Below are 20277 nucleotides of genomic sequence, written 5' to 3'. Positions count from 1 at the left end.
AAAATTTAATTTTCATCATTAAGTCTACCTTTCTTAATTGAACCAATTTAATTTGTTAATGATTGAAGTAAAGGAGAGTAAGAATGGGAAATAACAATTTTAATATCAGAAAAGCTAATGGTAGTTTAATAGCTAATGGGTTATATGATCCAAGATTTGAACATGATAGTTGTGGTGTTGGATTTGTAGCTAAACTTGATGGAAATCCAACTCACAAAATAGTAACTGATTCAATATCTGTTCTTATTAACTTAGAACATAGAGGTGCTACAGGTGGTGATAAATCAACTGGCGATGGTGCTGGAATAATGATTCAAATTCCAGATAAGTTTTTTAGAAAAGAAGTTACTAATATAAAATTACCTAATATTGGCGATTATGCTGCTGGAATGGTTTTTCTTCCTGTGGATAAAAAGATTTCTGATAAATGTAAAGAAATTGTTGAGAAAATTACCATAGAAGAAGGATGTGATGTTTTAGGATGGAGAAAAGTACCCGTCGATAATTCAATAATAGGAGAGTTAGCAAGAAAAACAGAACCTCAGATTTATCAATTATTTATTCATCGTGGCAATGTATCAAGAGATGCATTTGAAAGAAAACTTTATGTAATAAGAAGATTGGTTGAAAAAGAAGTTGAATCACTTAAAGAAGATGCAAGCCAGTTTTATATTGCAAGTTTATCTACAAATAGAATAGTTTACAAAGGATTACTTTCTGCAAGTCAACTTACAACTTATTATCCTGATCTTTCTGATGAAGATTTAGTTTCAAGTTTTGGTGTGGTTCATCAGAGATATAGTACAAATACATTACCAACATGGAATCTTGCACAACCTTTTAGATTTATTGCTCACAATGGAGAAATAAATACTCTCAGTGGTAATATTAATCGCATGAGAGCTCGTGAGCCATTATTAAAATCTGATTTGTTTGGAGATGATATTGAAAAAATAAAACCAATTATAGTTGAATCAGGAAGTGATTCAGCAATATTTGATAACGTACTTGAATTACTTGTGCTTGCAGGTCGTTCACTTCCTCATGCAATGATGATGATGGTTCCAGAAGCATATGGACCTAAAATTCAGATGAGTGAAGATAAACGTGCTTTTTATGAATTTCATTCATCAATAATGGAACCCTGGGATGGTCCGGCTGCAATCGTCTTTTGTGATTCAAGATTTCTTGGAGGAATTTTAGATAGAAATGGATTAAGACCTGCTCGTTACTCAATTACAAGAAATGGTCTTGTTGTACTTGCATCTGAAAGCGGTGTGCTTGATCTGTCTCCTGAAGATATAATTAAAAAAAGCCGATTATCTCCAGGTAAAATGCTTTTGGTTGATTTTGCACAAAATCGAGTTGTGCCAGATAAAGAAATTAAAGCTAAAATATCAAGACAAAAACCATATAGAAGATGGATTAAAGATAATATAATTACACTAAGAGGATTATATAATCCATCATCGGCACCAAAAGAAAAAGAAGATGTTTTAATTAAAAAACAAAAAATATTTGGATATACTGATGAAGAACTTAAATTAATAATAACCCCAATGGCATCAAGAGGTCAAGAAGCTGTTGGAGCGATGGGAAACGATACACCACTAGCTATATTATCTAATAAGCCAAATCTACTTTTTTATTATTTCAAGCAAAGATTTGCTCAGGTTACTAATCCACCTATCGATCCTCTAAGAGAAGAACTCGTAATGTCTTTAGAAAGTTTTGCTGGCGGCGAAGGAAATTTATTGGAAGAATCTCCAATAAACTTTCGTGGTTTTAAATTTTCTCACCCCGTTCTTACTACAGACGATTTAATTAAAATTGAACAGTCTAATCATCCTTCTATAAAAGTTGGCAAAATAGATATTTTATTTGATAAACATGCAGGAGATGATGCATTAGAAAAAGCACTTGAATCTATTTTTAATGAAGCAGAAAAACTTGTTAATGAAGGGACATCTTTAATTATTTTGACTGATAGAAACGTTGATGAAAATAAAGTACCAATACCATCATTGCTTGCAGTTGCAGGCTTACATCATCATTTAATCAGGAAAGGATTGAGAACAAAAACAAGTATTATTATTGATTCTGGCGAAGTAAGAGAAGTAATGAACTTTGCTCTTCTTGTAAGTTATGGAGCAGATGCTATTTGTCCTTATCTTGCACTTAATACAGTTAGATACCTTGCAGAAAATAATTTGCTTGAGCAAAACTTAAAACCAGAAGAAGCAATTGATTCTTATATAATTGCAGTTAAAAAAGGCTTACTTAAGACAATGAGTCGCCTTGGTATATCTACACTTCATAGTTACTTTGCAGCTCAAACTTTTGAAGCAATAGGAATTGGTAAAGAAGTAATTGATAAATATTTTACAGGAACTATCTCTCGACTTGGTGGTATTGGTCTATATGAAATACAAAAAGAAGCAATTATGAGACACAATTTAGGTTATCCTGAACACGGAATTACAGATAATTTACTTGAAGCTGGTGGTGAATATAGTATTAGAGTGGGTGGTGAAAAACATTTCTGGAATCATGATTCAATTTCAAAATTACAACTTGCTACAAGAACTAATGATTACGAAGTATTTAAAGAATACACTAAAATTGTGAATGAAGGTGAAAATAGTCCTGTTGCTATTCGAAGAATGCTCAAATTCAAAAAAAGAAATCCAATTCCAATAGAAGAAGTAGAACCCATTGAAAGTATAATTAAAAGATTTGTAGTCTCTGCAATGTCTTTTGGTTCTATAAGTAAAGAAGCTCATGAAACTATTGCAATTGCAATGAATAGATTGGGTTCAAGAAGTAATTCTGGTGAAGGTGGCGAAGATATGTCAAGGAATAAAGTTGATGAAAACGGAGATACAGCAAGATCTAAAGTTAAACAGGTTGCTTCTGGAAGATTTGGTGTTACTCCTGAATATCTATTAAGTGCAGATGAATTACAGATTAAAATAGCTCAGGGTGCTAAACCAGGAGAAGGAGGACAATTACCAGGTCATAAAGTGACACCAGAAATTGCAAAAGTACGACATACAATACCTGGTGTAACATTAATTTCGCCTCCACCACATCACGATATTTATTCGATTGAAGATCTGGCTCAATTAATTTATGATTTGAAATGCGTTAATCCTAATGCTAAAGTTTCTGTGAAACTAGTATCTGAATCTGGTGTTGGAACCGTAGCAGCTGGTGTAGCCAAAGCTAAAGCAGATATTGTTTTAATCTCGGGTTACGAAGGTGGAACTGGTGCTTCCCCTTTGACTTCAATTAAACATACAGGAATTCCATGGGAAATTGGACTCGCAGAAACTCATCAAACATTGATTCATAATAATTTGAGAGATAAAATACGTGTTCAGGTTGATGGTCAATTGAAAACTGGTAGAGATGTTGTTATTGCTGCTTTACTTGGTGCAGAGGAATTTGGCTTTGCAACTTCAGTGCTTATAACAATAGGTTGTGTGATGTTAAGAAAATGTCATCAAAATACCTGCTCAGTTGGAGTTGCAACTCAGGATCCATTGTTACGTTCAAGATTTTCTGGTAAACCAGAATACATTGAAAGATTTTTTAAATTCCTTGCTCAGGATGTAAGAGAAATTATGGCTGAGTTAGGTTTTAGAACTATTGATGAAATGGTTGGTCATACAGAAATTCTTGAATTTGATCCACCAGCAGAACTATGGAAAGCAAAAAAATTCGATTTAAATCCTCTCTTAAACTCAATGGTTGATACTGCAGGAAAGTGCTGTATGGTAAATGTGCCTAATCAGGTAGAAGTTTTTGATGATCAATTATTGGAATTAATTAAACCAGCTTTAGAAGAACAACAACCTGTTGAGATTGAAATGCCAATAAGAAATATACATCGTACTGTTGGTGCAAGAATTAGTGGCGAAATAGTTAAAAGATATGGTGCTAAAGGATTACCTGATGATACTATTAAACTTAATTTTAAAGGTTCAGCAGGACAAAGTTTTGGTGCATTTTTAGCTCCAGGAATTACAATGAAAATTGAAGGTGATGTTAATGATTATATGGGTAAAGGTATTTCTGGTGGAAGAATTATAATTGTTCCACCGGAAAACGCTGGTTTCACTCCTCATGAAAATATAATTTGTGGTAATGTTGCTTTGTATGGTGCTACAGGTGGCGAAGTCTATATTAATGGTAAAGCAGGTGAAAGATTTGCTGTAAGAAATAGCGGTGCTAAAGCTGTCGTTGAAGGAGTTGGTGACCATGGATGTGAGTATATGACTGGCGGAGTTGTAGTATGTATAGGTTCAACCGGTAAAAATTTTGCAGCAGGAATGAGTGGTGGTATTGCATATGTATTTGATGAGAATCAAATGTTTGATACAAGATGTAATCTCGATATGGTTGACCTTGAAAGTGTTTGGAATAAACAGGATATAATCTTCCTTCGTTCTATGATTGAGAAACATTATTTCTTTACCAATAGTCCGAGAGCTAAAATGATTCTCGAAAAATGGGAATCGAGTCTTCCTATGTTTGTTAAAGTAATGCCAATCGATTATCGTAAATCACTTGAAAGAATGAAATTAAGTGAACATGCAGATGTTGAAACGGTATCAGCAACAGAGGAGGTATATAATGGCTAAGGTAACAGGATTTTTAGAATACGAAAGAGAAAATCCATCAAAATTACCTGTTCAGGAAAGAATAAAAAATTTCCGTGAATTTGAAATTCCTTTGCCAGAAGATAAAGTAGTTTTACAAGCTGCAAGATGTATGGATTGTAGTATACCTTATTGTCATTCTTATGGATGTCCATGTAATAATAGAATTCCTGACTGGAATGATATGGTTTATAAGAACCACTGGAAAAGGGCATTAGATTTACTTCATTCTACTATAAATTTCCCTGAATTTACTGGAAGAGTATGTCCTGCTCCATGTGAACATGCCTGTACATTATCAATAAATCAAAAACCAGTATCAATTAAACATATTGAATTACAAATTGTGGAAAAAGGATGGCGAGAAGGATGGATTAAACCTCAAGTAGCTCCTTTTAAAACAGGTAAAAGAATTGCAGTAATTGGTTCTGGTCCGGCTGGACTTGCAGCTGCTCAACAACTGGCACGAAAAGGTCATGATGTCATTGTTTTTGAAAAAAGCGATAGAATAGGAGGTATTTTAAGATATGGAATTCCAGACTTTAAATTAGAAAAATGGATTATTGATCGAAGACTTGAACAAATGAAAGCTGAAGGTGTTGTCTTCGAAACTGGAGTTAATGTTGGCGTCGATATTTCAGCTAATTACTTAAACCGTACTTTTGATGCTATAGTTATTGCAGCAGGTGCAACCATTCCAAGAGATTTAAATATACCTGGTAGAGAATTAAATGGAATTTATTTTGCAATGGATTACTTAACTCAGCAAAATAAAATTAATGCAGGAGATTATATCCCTGAGGATAAAATTATAAGTGCTAAAGATAAACATGTTGTTGTTATTGGCGGTGGTGATACAGGTTCGGATTGCGTTGGTACTGCAAGAAGACAGGGAGCAAAAAGTATTGTACAGGTGGAAATTTTACCTAAACCACCTGAAACAAGAACTCCTTATAATTTATGGCCAACATGGCCTAAAATTCTGTTTACTTCTACTTCTCACGAAGAAGGATGTGAAAGATTGTGGTCTCTATCTGCAAAATGTTTTGAAGGCGAAAATGGAAATGTAAAAGAAATAACCTTTAGCGAACTTAAGTGGACTGAACCCGATAAATATGGTAGAGCTAGTTTCGAAGAAATACCAAATTCGAATATAAAAATTAAAGCAGACCTTGTTTTACTCGCTATGGGATTTTTGCATGTTGAACATGGAAGTCTTGTAAAAGATCTAAATTTAAAAACTGATAACCGTGGTAATATTGTAGTGGACAACAACTATCAAACTTCTGTAAAGAAATTTTTTGCTACTGGAGATTCTATCATTGGAGCTTCGCTTGTTGTTAGAGCTATAAGTTATGGTAGAAAAGTAGCAGATGCAGTTGATAATTATTTACGAAATATCTAAATCTAGCAACTCATTTATTAAAATGGATAACACTCATAATAGATTTTTATTTACTAAAAATCTTGTGTTATCCATCTCGCTATACCATAAAAAATTATAACCAAAATATTATCCGCACAGACCAGCCATAAAATTTTTATTCATTCAACAAGAATATTTTTTTATTTTTCTGCAGGGCATTAATAAATTCACACAAATAATGAAAGGTATCTCTTTTTTATTTTTATTATTCCTGCCAGTATATATTTTATCTCAAAGCGATTCACCTTTAAAATTTAGCGAAGTGATGTTTTATCCTTCAGAACAAAATGGCGAGTTTGTAGAAATTTTTAACACATCGTTAACAGATACTATTGATCTTACTGGTTACAAATTCAAATACTATACTTCTTCAAATAATAATATTGTACCATTTATTGGTGGGACAAAATTAGCACCACAAAAATTTGCAGTAATTCTGCAAGGAAATTATGATTTCAATAATGGAATTTATAAATCATTAATTCCTACTGATGTAATTATATTGAAAATTAGTTCTAATAATTTTGGCTCTTCTGGAATGGCTAATACAACCAGCAGAACAATTAATTTAATTAATCCAGCAGGACAAATAGTTGATAGTTACACTTACTCTGCGGATAATTCTTCTGGTATTTCAGATGAAAAAATTATTTTGAATAAAGACAATTCTTCAAACTGGCAAAATTCACTTAGAATTAATGGAACACCTGGTTTTAAAAATTCAGTATCGCCAGCAGATTATGACTTACAAATTAAATTTCACAAAATTGAACCACTGATTCCACGAGCAGAAGATTCATTAAAAATTACTTTTATAGTTTTGAATAAAGGTAGATTAGTTGCCAACAATTTTTCAGTCAATATTTTTAATGATATTAATTATGATTCTACAGAACAAGCAGAAGAAAATATTTTTTATCAAGACTTTACTGAATTATACAGCGGAGATTCTCTTGTAATTCAAAAATCGATTTATGTAGAAGTCCCAACCAATTACTTATTTATAGCAAGTGTAAATTTTTTGAACGATGAAGTTTTCACAAATAATAGAGCAATTGCCAATGTAACAGTCTTAGAAAAATTAGCTTTGTATAATGATATTGTTATTAACGAAATTATGTATGCACCACAAAATGATGAACCTGAATGGATTGAACTTTATAATCGTTCTAATAGAAAAATAAATTTGAAAAACTGGAAAGTAGGTGATAATTCAACTCTGACAAATATTTCAAATAATGAATGTTTAATCCAACCAGGAGAGTATTTAATTCTTACAAGAGATTCATCTATAATTAATTTTTATTCATCTGTCCAAAGATTAATATTATGTTCTCTTCCTACATTGAATAATAATGGAGATGTAGTTGTTATTAAAGATATTTATAATAACGCAATTGATAGTGTAAGATATTTTCCAGATTGGGGAGGAAGTGGTGGAAAATCTCTTGAAAGAAAAAGTGTTGATTTACTGAGTAATGAAAAAAATAACTGGGGAACTTCCGTAAGCAAATACAGAGCTACTCCTTGCAAAATAAATTCTATTTCCGAAAAGGATTATGATTTAAGTGTTATATCTTTTCTATCTAAATCGAACTATGCTGAAGTTGATAAAAAATTAGAATTGAATGTAATTATTAAAAATAATGGAAGAAAAGTAGCAGAAAATTTTGAAGTGGAATTATACAAAGACTTAAATCTGAATGGTGTAGTTGATGAAGTTTTATATGATAAAACAATAATAACCAATTTAATTAATAATCAGGAAGTTCAGGTTACTTTTTTAGTTAATGATGTTGTTTATGGAAATAACCAGTTTATCTTGCATATAAATTTTGCTAACGATGAATTTGATGAGAATAATTATAAAATATTTAGTATAAATGGTGTAATAATAAATGAAGAAAAAAATGATTTGGTCGTAAATGAAATAATGTATGCTCCAATATCACCTGAACCAGAATGGATCGAAATTTATAATAGAAGTAATAAACTAATTAATCTTAAAGGCTATAAAGTTGGAGATAAAACAAATAGTAATGTAATTATTAAAGAAGATAAAATTATAAAGCCGAATGAATTTTATGTTGTAGCTAAAGATTCAATAATAACTTCGCTTTATGATAATATCGATAATTTAATTATAAGTAACTTCCCTGTTTTGAATAATAACGAAGGTGTCATTGTAATAACCGATTCCTTAAATAGAGTTATTGACTCTGTAAGTTATAAATCAAATTGGGGAGGAAAGGGAGGCAAATCGCTCGAAAGAATAGATGCGGAATTATCATCACTTGATTCTTCTAATTGGAAAAGTCCTATCAACTTAAAAGGAACACCAGGCAAAAAGAATTCTGTAACTCCATTTAATTATGATATTCAGATTTTGTGTGATAATGTAGAACAGATTAATTCAACAGTAGATGATACAACAGTTCTAAAATTTATTATTTATAACAAGGGAAAAAATATTGCAAATAATTTTGTGCTTCTCTTATATGAAGATGTCAATTGCACTTCATTGATTAACGAAATGTATTTAATTAATAGATATGAGTATGCATACTTAAGTCCAGGTGATTCAATGATCTTTTATTTTAAAACAAAAGAATATAATGTTGGAGAAAAATGTTTAATAGCAAAAGTGATTTTTGATGAAGATGAATATGATTCAAATAATATTGTTTACTTGAAATACAATATTCAGGAAAAACCACCAGAGTATAATGATGTTGTTATTAATGAGATAATGTTTGCTCCTGATAATGATGAACCAGAATGGATTGAATTATTTAATAGATCAAATAGAATAATAAACTTGAAAAATTGGAAAGTTGGAGATAGTATTACTCTTTCTGAAATTACTACAAATGATTATCAGCTTGAACCTAAAGAGTATCTGATTATAAGCAGAGAGTCATCGATAAACAATTTTTATTCAGGCATAGATAATTTGTTGATTGCTAATTTACCAGTATTTAATAATAATGGAGATAATGTTGTAGTAAAAGATTCAAATTATAGAACTATAGATAGTATGAAATATTATTCAAGCTGGGGAACTAAGAGTGGAATTTCTCTTGAAAGAGTAAACACCGATTCCAGCAGTATATCTAAAAACAACTGGAAGAACTCTATAAGCAATTTTCAAGCAACTCCTGGAAAAATAAATTCGGTATCACCTAAGAATTATGATGTTGAGATTAACTTTTTTGGTAGCATAACTAATTTTGTAGAGCTTGGGGAAAATGCAACATTAAAGTGTATAGTTAAAAATACTGGAAATCAAAAAGCAGAAAATGTTGAATTATTATTGTTCAAAGATGAAAATAAGAATGGAATTTTAGATGAAAGTTATTTAGATAAAAAAATAATAGAAATTGAACCGCATAATTTTATAGATATAGAATTTAGTGTGAGTAAAATTACAGAAGGGAACAATAATTTTATTTTGAGAGCAAATTATTCTCAGGATGAATACCTGGAGAATAACATTGCATATTGTATGATTAATGGAGTTATAATAAATGTTGAAAAATATGATATTGTTATTAACGAAATAATGTATGCTCCAGATTCCCCAGAACCAGAATGGATTGAGCTCTATAATAGAAGTAATAAGTTGATTAATTTAATGGGATATAAAATTGGTAATAGCAAAACAAAAAGTATTATTACAAACCAAGAATTAATCTTTAGACCTGATAGTTATATTGTAGTTTCAAGGGACTCGAGCATATTTTCAATTTATCCAGAAATTCAAAACGTAGTAGTCTGTTCATTCCCATTATTAAATAATTATGCAGATGTGATAATTATAAGTGATTCATTAAATAGAACAATTGATTCTGTCTACTACAAATCTCTCTGGGGCGATGGAAACGGAAATTCACTTGAAAGAATTGATTATGAAAAATCAAGCACGGATTCAACTAACTGGAAAAGTGCATTCAATAGAAGTACTCCCTGTTCTATTAATTCAGTTTCTAAAAGAAATTATGATCTTGCAATTATTAATTATGATTTAGAACCTGCAGTGCCATCAATCAATGATAATATAAAATTAATTTTATATGTAAAAAATTATGGTAGATATTCAGCAGATGGGATTTTGAAAATATTTAAATCAGAAAGTAATTTATTAATTAAACAGCTAACTCTTCCTTCCATACAGGCAGATAGTAGCACTGCGGTGATTGTTGATGATGTTGTAACTGACTTTATTTCGAAGATTAAATTAGAAGTTACATTAGAAAATAATTTAGATGATGTTTTATCAAACAATACTCTTGATATAAATATTTATCCTAAATATTCTCCCAATTCGATATTAATAAATGAAATAATGTATTATCCAGAAAATGGAGAACCAGAATGGATAGAAATTTTTAATGCTTCCGATTATGATATTGATTTAGAAGGATGGTCTATAAAAGATGTTTTAAAAAGCTCTGTCCAAACAAAAATTAAAAATGGAGTTATTACCAGGAAATCATTTGCTGTAATTTCAAAAGATTCTTCTATTATAAATTATCATAAGAATATTCCTTCCAGTTTAATTGTAAATCCATTTGCGAATTTAAATAATGATGAAGATGGTGTTGTTATAAAAGATTTTTATGGATTTACTATTGATTCAGTTTATTATGATAAAAGTTATGGCGGTTTATATGGAAAATCATTAGAACGAAAATCTCTTTCAGTATCGTCAATAGAAAAAAATAATTGGGGCTCGTCAAGTGATCTGGAATTAAGTACACCTGGCAGAATAAATAGCATATATAGAAAAGTTTACGATTTGATATTGAAAAACATTTTTGTTGAACCACAAAATCCTTATGCTGGTGAAAAAGTTAATATAATTACAAGGATATTTAATAATTCTTTGATCTCTGCCTTAAATTTTAGTGTGAAAATTTATTACTGGAATAAAAACCAGTATGAATTTTTTGATGAATTATCTGGTAACAATTTATTGCCAAACGACTCACTTGATTTAAAGTCTGATAAGAAATTAGAATTATCAAATGATGTAAAGATATTTTGCAAAATAATATTTAATGAAGATGAAGATACACTGAACAATTTTTTAGAAAAGCAAATTAGAATACAAAGCTTTCCCAGATCAGTTATGATAAATGAAATTATGTATAATCCTTTTGATGACGAATCTGAATGGATTGAAATTGTGAATGTTTCTGATGCCTCAATAAACTTAAAAGAATGGATGATTGCAGATATATTTCCTGAAAAAACAAAATCTGTAATTACAAACAAAGATGATTATTTATTGCCTAATGAATATGCTATCATAACAAATGATACATCAAAATTTGCATTTAAAATACAGGCAAAAATTTATCAAGCTAAATTTGGTGCTTTAAATAATTCTGGGGATGGAATTGTAATTTATGATTATAATGGCAGAACTATTGATAGTGTGTTTTATAATTCTAATTGGGGAAATCAAAAAGGATATTCGCTCGAACGAAAATCTTTTTCTGCTTCTACAGATAGTACAAATTGGTTTTTATCGATAAGTAAAAGTGGAGCTACTCCTGGATTGGAAAACTCAGTTATAAAAATTTTGTCCTATGAAAAGAATTCTATAGTTATTAACGAAATAATGTATGAACCAGGTGAGAGCAATTCAGAATTTATTGAATTATTTAATACTACAGATGATACGGTTCAAATTGGTGGAATGAAATTATATGTTAATAACAATAAATTGAATTTAGTCTCACACTATTTCAAACTTATTCCTGGAGCTTTTTTTGTTGTTGCAAACGATTCATCAATATTTGTGAATTATGAATTAAAAGATTATGAAAATGTTTTCATAAATAAATCTTTATCATTACCTAATACTGGGGCTAAAATAATATTAAAAGATTTTTATGGAGCTATAATTGATTCTTTAAATTATATGCCTGACTGGCATAATCGAAATTTTATTTCTGTAAAAAATAAATCGCTTGAAAGAATCAATCCCTATCTTAATTCAGATGACAATACTAATTGGAGTACATCGGTCTCGAATGAAGGTGCTACACCACTAAAAAAGAATTCACTTTTTACAGAGATTCTGAATAATAAATCAAAAGTTACAATTTATCCCAATCCCTTTTCACCTGATAATGATGGTTACGAAGATTTTACGATAATTAATTTTGATTTGCCTTATAAAATATCTCAGGCAAGAATTCGGTTATTTGATAGTCAGGGAAGATTGGTTAGAACAATAAAATATAATATGCCTTCTGCATCTCATAATTCTTTTATTTATGATGGTCTTGATGATTCAGGGAGACCATTGAGAGTCGGCATTTATGTTTTGTTGATTGAAATAATTAGTGATAATGGAGTAACAGAAGTTATAAAAACACCATTAGTCATAGCAAGGAAATTATAAAATGATTTTTGAACAATTATTAAAAAGGCTTTGAAAATAAATTAATCGTTAAGATTTTGTAAGTGAGAATTAAGCTTATTAAAAAGCTCATCTGGCATTTCTATTTTTTTGAAAGTATTCTTTGATACACATACATGAACAGTTTTTGCAGTAGCAACTTCAACTTTTTTGTTGTTGAATATTTTATAACTTAGTTCAAAAGATGATCTTTTTAGTTTTGTAACTTCAATGTTAATTGTTAGAGTTTCACCATATTTTATTGGTAAATGATAATCAGCTTCGGCATGCAGAATTGGTAAAACAAAATCTTTATCGAGAAAATAATTTCTTTTTAATCTTAAACCTGCAATGAAATCTTCATAAGCTGAATGGATATACTTAAAAATATTTCCATAAAAAATAATTCCAGCTGGATCTGCATCAAAAAATCGAGTTTTAATTTTTGTAGAAAACATTTTTGCTCTCGCAATAATTTTTAATAAACATTCCAGTAGATTGATAATTGAGATGAGAAATATCTGTAACTGGCTTCATCACGTGAAGTACTTCCCATTCCAATTTTTCCACTTACTAAAAAATATTTAAATAGTTGATAGTAAAATTCAACATGTGCTTCCAGTGCAAGAAATTTATTTCTTGGAATTATTCCTACTTTTCCACCTAATATGATTTTAAGTTCATCTTTATTTTCTAAATCGTGATCTACCCAAATGCTATGAGATTCAAAATTTTGTGGTGAATAATAATAATCTTTTTTTAATTTGTAATTCGTATAGTAATATTCATAGCCAAGAGATAAATCTTTATACAAAGATTTGCCTATTCTTAAAGATAAATCATTCCCTTCATTTTCATCTGAAACAGTAATATATTGAAATGCTCCTTTAAGAATAAGTCCATTGTGATGTCTGTACAATCCTTCAAAACGATACAAAGATGAGTAATAACGAAGGTCAATTAAATAAGGTGAATAAAGAATTAAAGCTGCATCAGAATTCTGATAAACAAATGCTACTGAAAGTGTATCTTTTTTTTCAAATCTTATAAAAGCATCTCTTTCATTTCTTGCTCTAAAGCTTTGTGCATTAGTTGTTCCAAATCCAGCTCCAGCATTTAGATATTTTGACAATCTAAATAATAAATGACCTTTAAGAGTTCTAAATATTTTTATTCCTGTAAAATTATATGAAGAAATTAAATCCTGATTTAGGCTCTGTGCATTTGCATATAATTGAGATTGTGAGAATGTAATTCCAATTGTAAAAAAGTTAGTTGTCCCTAAATCTATTCGTGAACCGATAGACCAAATTCTAAAACTTAGATTATCACTGTAAAATTGTGAAAATGGTGCAAGTCCAACATAATTTGGGAATGTTTCAAGTATTGCTGCTAATCCAGTAGGAGGCAGCCATTTTTTTCTAAGTTTAATCATTTCTGTTTGTGTTGAATCGAGCTGCCAGTTTTCCAGTAAATTATTATAAATTACTCTTGCAGAATCATGTTCTCCTAATTTTGCAAATGAATCTCCTAAGTACATTTGAGCTTCAAAATCTGTAGAATCTTGTTTTACTAAATTTTTGAATTCCTTTAGTGCATTTAAAGAATCACCCATTGCATAATAAACTTTAGCTCTTTGCATTGCAGCATCGTAATTATAATTTATTTCAAGCACTTCATTATAAGTTTGTAGAGCTTTATTATATTCTTTTGCACAAAACAGAACATCACCATATTCTTTAAGTATTAGAACATTAGGTTCAGCTTTAGAAAGATAATCTTCATAATAAGGAAGAGCTCCTTTGCAATCTTCAGCAATAACTTTTTTGCGTCCTTCTTCGAGAATTGCATAGAGCTTTTCTTCTTCTTCTCTCATTTTTTGCCAGTCAATATTTGACTGGAGTTTAATTACTTCATCATTTGCTGGATTAATTTCTTTAGCCTTATCTGCATACTTCTGAGCTGCATCATAATCTTTTTTTATAAGCATTAATGAGCCCATTGCTATATTTGCTTCAAGATTGTTAGGTCTTTCTTTAAGAACATTTTCTAAGTATTTCTCAGCCTCGTTCAGGTCTCTGTTTATCCATACAGAAACTTGAGCTCGAAAAAGTTGATAATCTAAATTATCTGGATAGTCTTTTAAAAGTTTATCTGTAATTTCAATTGCTTTATCAAATTCACGATTCCAGGCTAATATCTTTGCATATTTAAAAACTAAATCACTATCTCTTTCATCAGGAAATTTTTCAAAATATTTATTTAGAAGAACCATTGCACTATCATAATATTGAAGATTCTCGTAATTCTGAGCAGCTATTTTAATAGCTTCTTTATCGTATTCATTTATTTTTAGTTTTTCTTTTGCTTCCTGTAATCTTTCGAGAAAAGTTTTTTCTCTAAGTGTTGCAACAAGTTCCCATTTATCTTTGTATCGCTGATCTTCTGAATGTGTAAGAGATAATATTTGAAGTTGTTGATATGCTTCTTCAATTCTTTTTGCATTTATTAATTCATCTACCAGTTTAAATCTTGTTTCTGCATCAGAAGGATTTCTTTTTAATAATCTATAATATCTATCGATTGGATATTCTTTTTCAAAAGCACGTGGACTTTGGAGTGTTGCATATTCTTGTTTTGTAACCATATCCAGACCATCCTGTGCTTCTTTAAAGAAAGGCTTTATCTTAAGTGATGTTTCAAAAGCTTTTTTTGCAATTGAGTATTTTGCTAACCACATTGTAAAATAACCATAACGACTCCAGAGACGCCAATCTTCAGGATAACGTTCTACATATTTTTTTAAAATCTTTTCGCCTTTAGCAATACTCCCAGTTTTTGCAAGTATTTCGGTATAACGAATTATTTCATCAGCAGAAGCATTTTCATCACGTTTGAGGTATTCATCATACCAGCTTTCTGCTTTATCCCATATTTCCATCCATCGATATGATTTACCAATTTCCAGGTAATTAATCGGGTTATCTGGATTAATTGCAATTTCTCTTAAATGTCCTTCAATTTTTTTATTCAGCAAAGCATACCAGGTTTCCTCTACTTTTCGAAGATTGTTTTCATATTCTTTTCTTTTTGTAGTATTTTTTTCGAGTGCAATTGCCCTGCGATAATCAAGCACAGCGTTGTAATATTGTTTTCTTTTTTCAAAACAAATTGCACGAAGATTATATCCTTCTGCCTGTTGGGGTAATGCAGATATATATTTATTCAATTGATCAATAGCATCTCCATATCTTCCTGCTTGCATATGGGAAAGAGCATACTTTTTGAGTTGCTCAATTTCAGAATTTTGTGGAAATACTTGAGATATGAGTAAAAAGAATATAATTACAAAAAAAAGGTTTGCATCTTTTTTATACATCAAAATGGATTATAGTGTGTTTTTGTTAAGTCAAAGTTATTAAAATTCTTCTAAAAATTATAATTGTAGATTCTGTAGCAATAATATAAAAATATCAACTGTTTAGAAAAGTTAATGTAAATGTTGTTCCAATATTCTTTTTGCTCTTCACATTAATTTCGATATTATTTAATTCACAATATTTTTTGACAAGAGATAAGCCAAGTCCTGTACCATCAAATCTTCTTGTATAACCAGATTCTTCCTGTGTAAAAGGTTCGAATATATTTTGTAGAAAAGATTCATTAATTCCAATGCCACTGTCTTCCACTTCAATTTGTAAATTATTTTTTTGTGCTCTTAGTAATCTTATTTCTACAAAACCAGTTTTAGTATATTTAATTGCATTATCAACTAAGTTTATCAGTGTTTGATAAACAGAATATTCATCGCAATTTACTGTTGTGTGATCGGTTAGTTTTTTAACTCTTAAATCTAATTTTTTGCTATCTGCTTTTAATTTTACTTCTTTGTAAGCTTTTAAAATAACATCATTAAATAAATCGACAGGTTTAATAATCATTTCATAAGCACCTGCTTGAAGTTCCGAAGCATTTAATATCATATCAATTGTTCTAATTATTCTTGAACCTGCATTAGCGATGCCATCAAATATCTCTGAATATTCTTCTTTTTTCTCACTACAAACTTCATCTCGTATAAGTTCGGTATAACTCATTATAGCATTTAATGGTGTTCTTATTTCGTGAGAGATTTGTGCCAGAAAGTTAGATTTCAACTTATCTGCTTCTTCTGCTTTATTCTTAGCTAAAATTAAATCTTCAAGAATTTTTTTCCGTTCTGTAATATCATCAATAACAATAATAAAATTTACTATTTGATTCTTTGTGTTATATACAGGAGAAATTACTATATAAGACCAGAAAAAATCCCCATTTTTCTTCAAGCATTTTAATTCACCTTCCCAATTTTTTATATCTGGTAGTTTTTTCCAGTAGTCGCAAATATCAGTATCAGATTTTATTTTTATTAATTGTATAAAGTTGCTACCAAGAATTTCATCTTTATTATAACCTGTTGTAGTGAATAATTTTTTATTTGCAAATATTATTTTGCCTTCCAGATCAGTCATTATTATTATTGTTGAACTTTGTTCTATAGCTTGAATTAATTTGTTCCTTTCTTCTTCATAAGAAATCTTTTCTGTGATATCACGTATAATACCTAAACCTTCTATTAAATTACCTTGCTCATCAAGTTTAGGCATTAACTTATCTTCTATCCAGTGAATAGTATTGGTTGAATAGTTTTTAATTCTATAACAATAGCTAACAGTTTTTTTGTTGTTATAAAATTCATTATAAAAATTTTTAATAATTTCTTTATCTTCATCAATAACAGCTTCGAACCATGAAATGGGTCTTTTCATTAACTCATCACTGCTTAGTCCAATAATATTTAAAACTTGTGGACTTACGAAATCAATTTTAACTTCTTCGGAATTAGCTTCTGGTTTTATCCTGTAAATTACTTCATTAATTCCTTCAATAAGAGATTTATATCTTTCTTTACTTTCATTTAATTCATTAATGGTATTTTTTAATTCAGTTATATCGGTTGCTGTAGCAATCACAGCACCTTCTTCAAATTCATGCAGAAAACCTGCTGTAAAGTGAATCCATTTTACTTTTCCGCTTTTAGTAACAATTCTGAATTCATAAGATTGTGGAATTGATTCTCCTTTTAATCGAGCTAAGCCTCTTTGTTTTACAAGTTCTTTTTCTTCTGGATGAACCAAATCCCAGAATTTAATTTTTAGTAATTCTTCACGTGAATATTCGGTTAGTTCGCTGCATTTATCGTTTGTATAAATAAAATGTTCACCTTTATAAATAAAAACTGAGGAAGGACTTGTATTTGTTAGTATTTTAAATCTTTCATCACTTAGATTTAGTTTTTTTCTTAATAACTTTTTTAATCTTATTTCTTCGTTTAAAAGTTTATTTAATTCTTCGTTTTTAGCTTTAAGTTCTTCAATTAATTTTTTATTTAATAATTCCTGCTGATGTGTTTTTATAGCATTTTCAATAGTCTGAGGGAGTCTTAATGCATAGTTATCTTTTTTAGTAACATAATCATAAGCTCCAGCTTTTAAAGCCTCTACGGCATCTTCTTCTTTACCAAAACCTGTTATTACAATTATTGGTATATCTATATTGTTGCTTTTACAATTCTTAATCACATCGATAGCGTTCATATCAGGCATAGTTAGGTCAACCAGTAATAAATCATATTTTTCTTTCGTTAGTAATTCTATGCCTTGTTTAGAAAGAGGAGTATGAAATAATTTAATATGGGTTGCATTATTTTTAAGGGATTCTTTTAAATATTCATAATCGAGTATATTGTGTTCAATGTAGAGTACTTTAGTTTCCATAAAAGTTCTTAATTGTTTTTGTATGTGTATTTATATATAGTTTCTATAAGCTCGGTTCTCATTATTGGTTTTTTAAGATAATCTGTAAAGCCAGCATCAATAAATTTTTCTCGATCATCTGTCATACCATAAGCTGTAATTGCAATAACTGGAGTGTTTTTATATTTAGGAAATGATTTGATTCTTTTAAAAGCTTCTACTCCATCAATACCTGATCCTAAATGAATATCCATGAGAATCAAATCGTATGACTTAAGTTCGGCTTTTGCAATAGCTTCGAGTCCATCTATTGCTTCATCTACAATAAAGTACTCGGATAAATACTTTTTAAATAACATTCTATTGCCAGGATTATCTTCAACTAATAAAATTTCCGGGTTGGTTGATTTTTTTTCATATGGCTCTTCAACTATAGTAATTTTTCTTTTTTCGACTTCTGATTTTATTTCTTCTTCTTTAGCTACTGTCGGGAAAATAAGTGTTATCATAGTTCCTTTATTTAACTGACTTTGTATTTTAATTTCTACACCTATTAAATCAAGAAGTTGTTTTGCAATGGTGAGTCCAATTCCAAGTCCTTCATAAGTTCTAGTTAGTCCTTCGCTAACCTGTCTAAATGGTTCAAATATATGTTCTATCTTTTCTGACTGAATACCAATACCAGTATCTACAATATTAATTACTGGATGAGTGAAGCTGTTAATTTTTTCTGTTCTTACACTTAATAAAATACCACCTTCGTTTGTAAATTTAATTGAGTTGTCGAGGATTATTGATAAAACTTTTTTTGTTATTTCATAATCAGAATGAATTGAAATTTTATGAGATTCAAACTTTGTAATAAATTTTAATCCTTTTTTTTCTGCTTCTTTAGAATATTGATTTATTAAATCCTTCAGTAATTCAGTTAAATTGATGCTTTCATATTTTATTTCTATTCTTTTTTTCTCGAGTTCGACCAGCGAAAGAATATTATTCAGAGTTTGATTTAATCTTTGACCGGCTTCGTGTATATATTTTGCATATTCTTTTAATTCGGGTTCTGTAATTTCATTCATAAGTTCTTCTGAAAATCCTAATATTGATATTAAAGGTGTTCTGAGCTCGTGATTAATATTAGAAAGGAAATATGATTTTATTTTATTCATCTCCTCAGCTGCTTCTTTAGCTCTCTGGAGTTCTCGTTCTTTCTTTTTTCTTTCTGAAATATTTGATTGAATTGAGATAAATCCTATTAATTTGTTATTAGCATCGTATATAGAACTTATCATATTCTTTATTTCTATTAAATCTCCTTTTTTAGTTCTATTAATCATTTCAATTACGAAGTGGTCTTTGGATTTTATATTATTCCAGAACTCTGAATAAAAATTTTTGTCGTATAAGCCACTTTTCAAAATTCTTGGTGTTGTTTTATTAATTACTTCTTCAATTTTCCAGCCATAAATATCTTCAAAAGCTTTATTAGCATACAGTATTATCCCATCAGGATTAGTATAAAAAATTACTTCGTGCACATTTTCTACTGCTCTTTTGAATTGAATGAGTTCTTTTTCTAATTTTTCTTTTTCGAGTGTTTCGGTTACTAGTTTTATTGCTCGTTTAACTGCAGGGATAAGTTTTTCAATTTTATCTTTTAAAACATAATCCATTGCACCAAGTTGGAGGCATTGAATAGCTTTTTCTTCGTTAATAGTTCCCGAGCAAAATATGAAAGGTATATTTTTATTCCTTTTCTTTAATTCTACTAATGCTTTTATACCTTCGAAATGTGGAACTGTGTAATCACTTATAACTATATTAAAATCTAATTTATCAAGTAATTCGAGATATGATTCTTTGTTCTTTGCTCTTATTATTTCTACATTCAAGTCACTTGTTGTTAATATGTTTTCTATTAGTAAGGCATCATTGTCATCATCTTCAAGAAGAAGAATTTTAATTTTATTTTCCATCTCT

The 20277-nt window shown here is 29.5% G+C and carries 7 protein-coding genes; 3 read left to right on the top strand and 4 right to left on the bottom strand.

Annotated elements, in window-relative coordinates; genetic code table 11:
* Nucleotides 1–83 precede the first annotated feature (83 nt).
* The 3 genes from gltB to VJY38_RS03945 all read left to right on the top strand — a co-directional run bounded on the left by gltB (nt 84) and on the right by VJY38_RS03945 (nt 12505).
* Nucleotides 84–4646 carry a glutamate synthase large subunit gene (gene gltB, locus VJY38_RS03955; protein ID WP_353679369.1) on the top strand — a complete coding sequence of 1521 codons (4563 nt, stop codon included), beginning with the start codon at nt 84–86 and terminating at the stop codon, nt 4644–4646.
* On the top strand, nt 4639–6069 hold the full coding sequence (locus VJY38_RS03950) for a glutamate synthase subunit beta (protein ID WP_353679368.1): 1431 nt from the start codon (nt 4639–4641) through the stop codon (nt 6067–6069). The genes gltB and VJY38_RS03950 overlap by 8 nt, the downstream gene beginning before the upstream one ends.
* A 199-nt stretch (nt 6070–6268) precedes the next feature.
* Entirely contained in the window at nt 6269–12505 is a 6237-nt protein-coding gene (locus tag VJY38_RS03945) for a lamin tail domain-containing protein (protein ID WP_353679367.1), read from the top strand.
* Between the two features lie 41 nt (nt 12506–12546).
* Here VJY38_RS03945 and VJY38_RS03940 read toward each other — a convergent pair whose 3' ends face one another.
* The 4 genes from VJY38_RS03940 to VJY38_RS03925 all read right to left on the bottom strand — a co-directional run bounded on the left by VJY38_RS03940 (nt 12547) and on the right by VJY38_RS03925 (nt 20273).
* Entirely contained in the window at nt 12547–12960 is a 414-nt protein-coding gene (locus VJY38_RS03940) for an acyl-CoA thioesterase (protein WP_353679366.1), read from the bottom strand.
* A 20-nt stretch (nt 12961–12980) separates the two neighbouring features.
* Nucleotides 12981–15767: a tetratricopeptide repeat protein gene (locus VJY38_RS03935; protein ID WP_353679365.1), complete on the bottom strand. Its 2787-nt coding sequence runs from the start codon at nt 15765–15767 to the stop codon at nt 12981–12983.
* A gap of 208 nt (nt 15768–15975) precedes the next feature.
* Entirely contained in the window at nt 15976–18318 is a 2343-nt protein-coding gene (locus tag VJY38_RS03930; protein WP_353679364.1) for a hybrid sensor histidine kinase/response regulator, read from the bottom strand.
* Nucleotides 18319–18326: 8 nt separating this feature from the next.
* Nucleotides 18327–20273, bottom strand: a complete 1947-nt coding sequence (locus VJY38_RS03925) for a response regulator (protein ID WP_353679363.1) — start codon at nt 20271–20273, stop codon at nt 18327–18329.
* Nucleotides 20274–20277 lie beyond the last annotated feature (4 nt).

This window comes from Rosettibacter firmus (genome assembly GCF_036860695.1).
Lineage (GTDB): Bacteria > Bacteroidota > Ignavibacteria > Ignavibacteriales > Melioribacteraceae > Rosettibacter > Rosettibacter firmus.
The sequence above is the reverse complement of the archived record's forward strand: the minus strand, read 5'-3'. Positions and strand labels throughout refer to the sequence as shown.

What these genes read in the sequence shown, in the direction of transcription:
- VJY38_RS03925 (WP_353679363.1), bottom strand. Translation starts at nt 20,273, where the DNA reads ATGGAAAATAAAATTAAAATTCTTCTTCTTGAAGATGATGACAATGAT.
- VJY38_RS03940 (WP_353679366.1), bottom strand. Translation starts at nt 12,960, where the DNA reads ATGTTTTCTACAAAAATTAAAACTCGATTTTTTGATGCAGATCCAGCT.
- gltB (WP_353679369.1), top strand. Translation starts at nt 84, where the DNA reads ATGGGAAATAACAATTTTAATATCAGAAAAGCTAATGGTAGTTTAATA.
- VJY38_RS03950 (WP_353679368.1), top strand. Translation starts at nt 4,639, where the DNA reads ATGGCTAAGGTAACAGGATTTTTAGAATACGAAAGAGAAAATCCATCA.
- VJY38_RS03935 (WP_353679365.1), bottom strand. Translation starts at nt 15,767, where the DNA reads ATGCAAGCAGGAAGATATGGAGATGCTATTGATCAATTGAATAAATAT.
- VJY38_RS03945 (WP_353679367.1), top strand. Translation starts at nt 6,269, where the DNA reads ATGAAAGGTATCTCTTTTTTATTTTTATTATTCCTGCCAGTATATATT.
- VJY38_RS03930 (WP_353679364.1), bottom strand. Translation starts at nt 18,318, where the DNA reads ATGGAAACTAAAGTACTCTACATTGAACACAATATACTCGATTATGAA.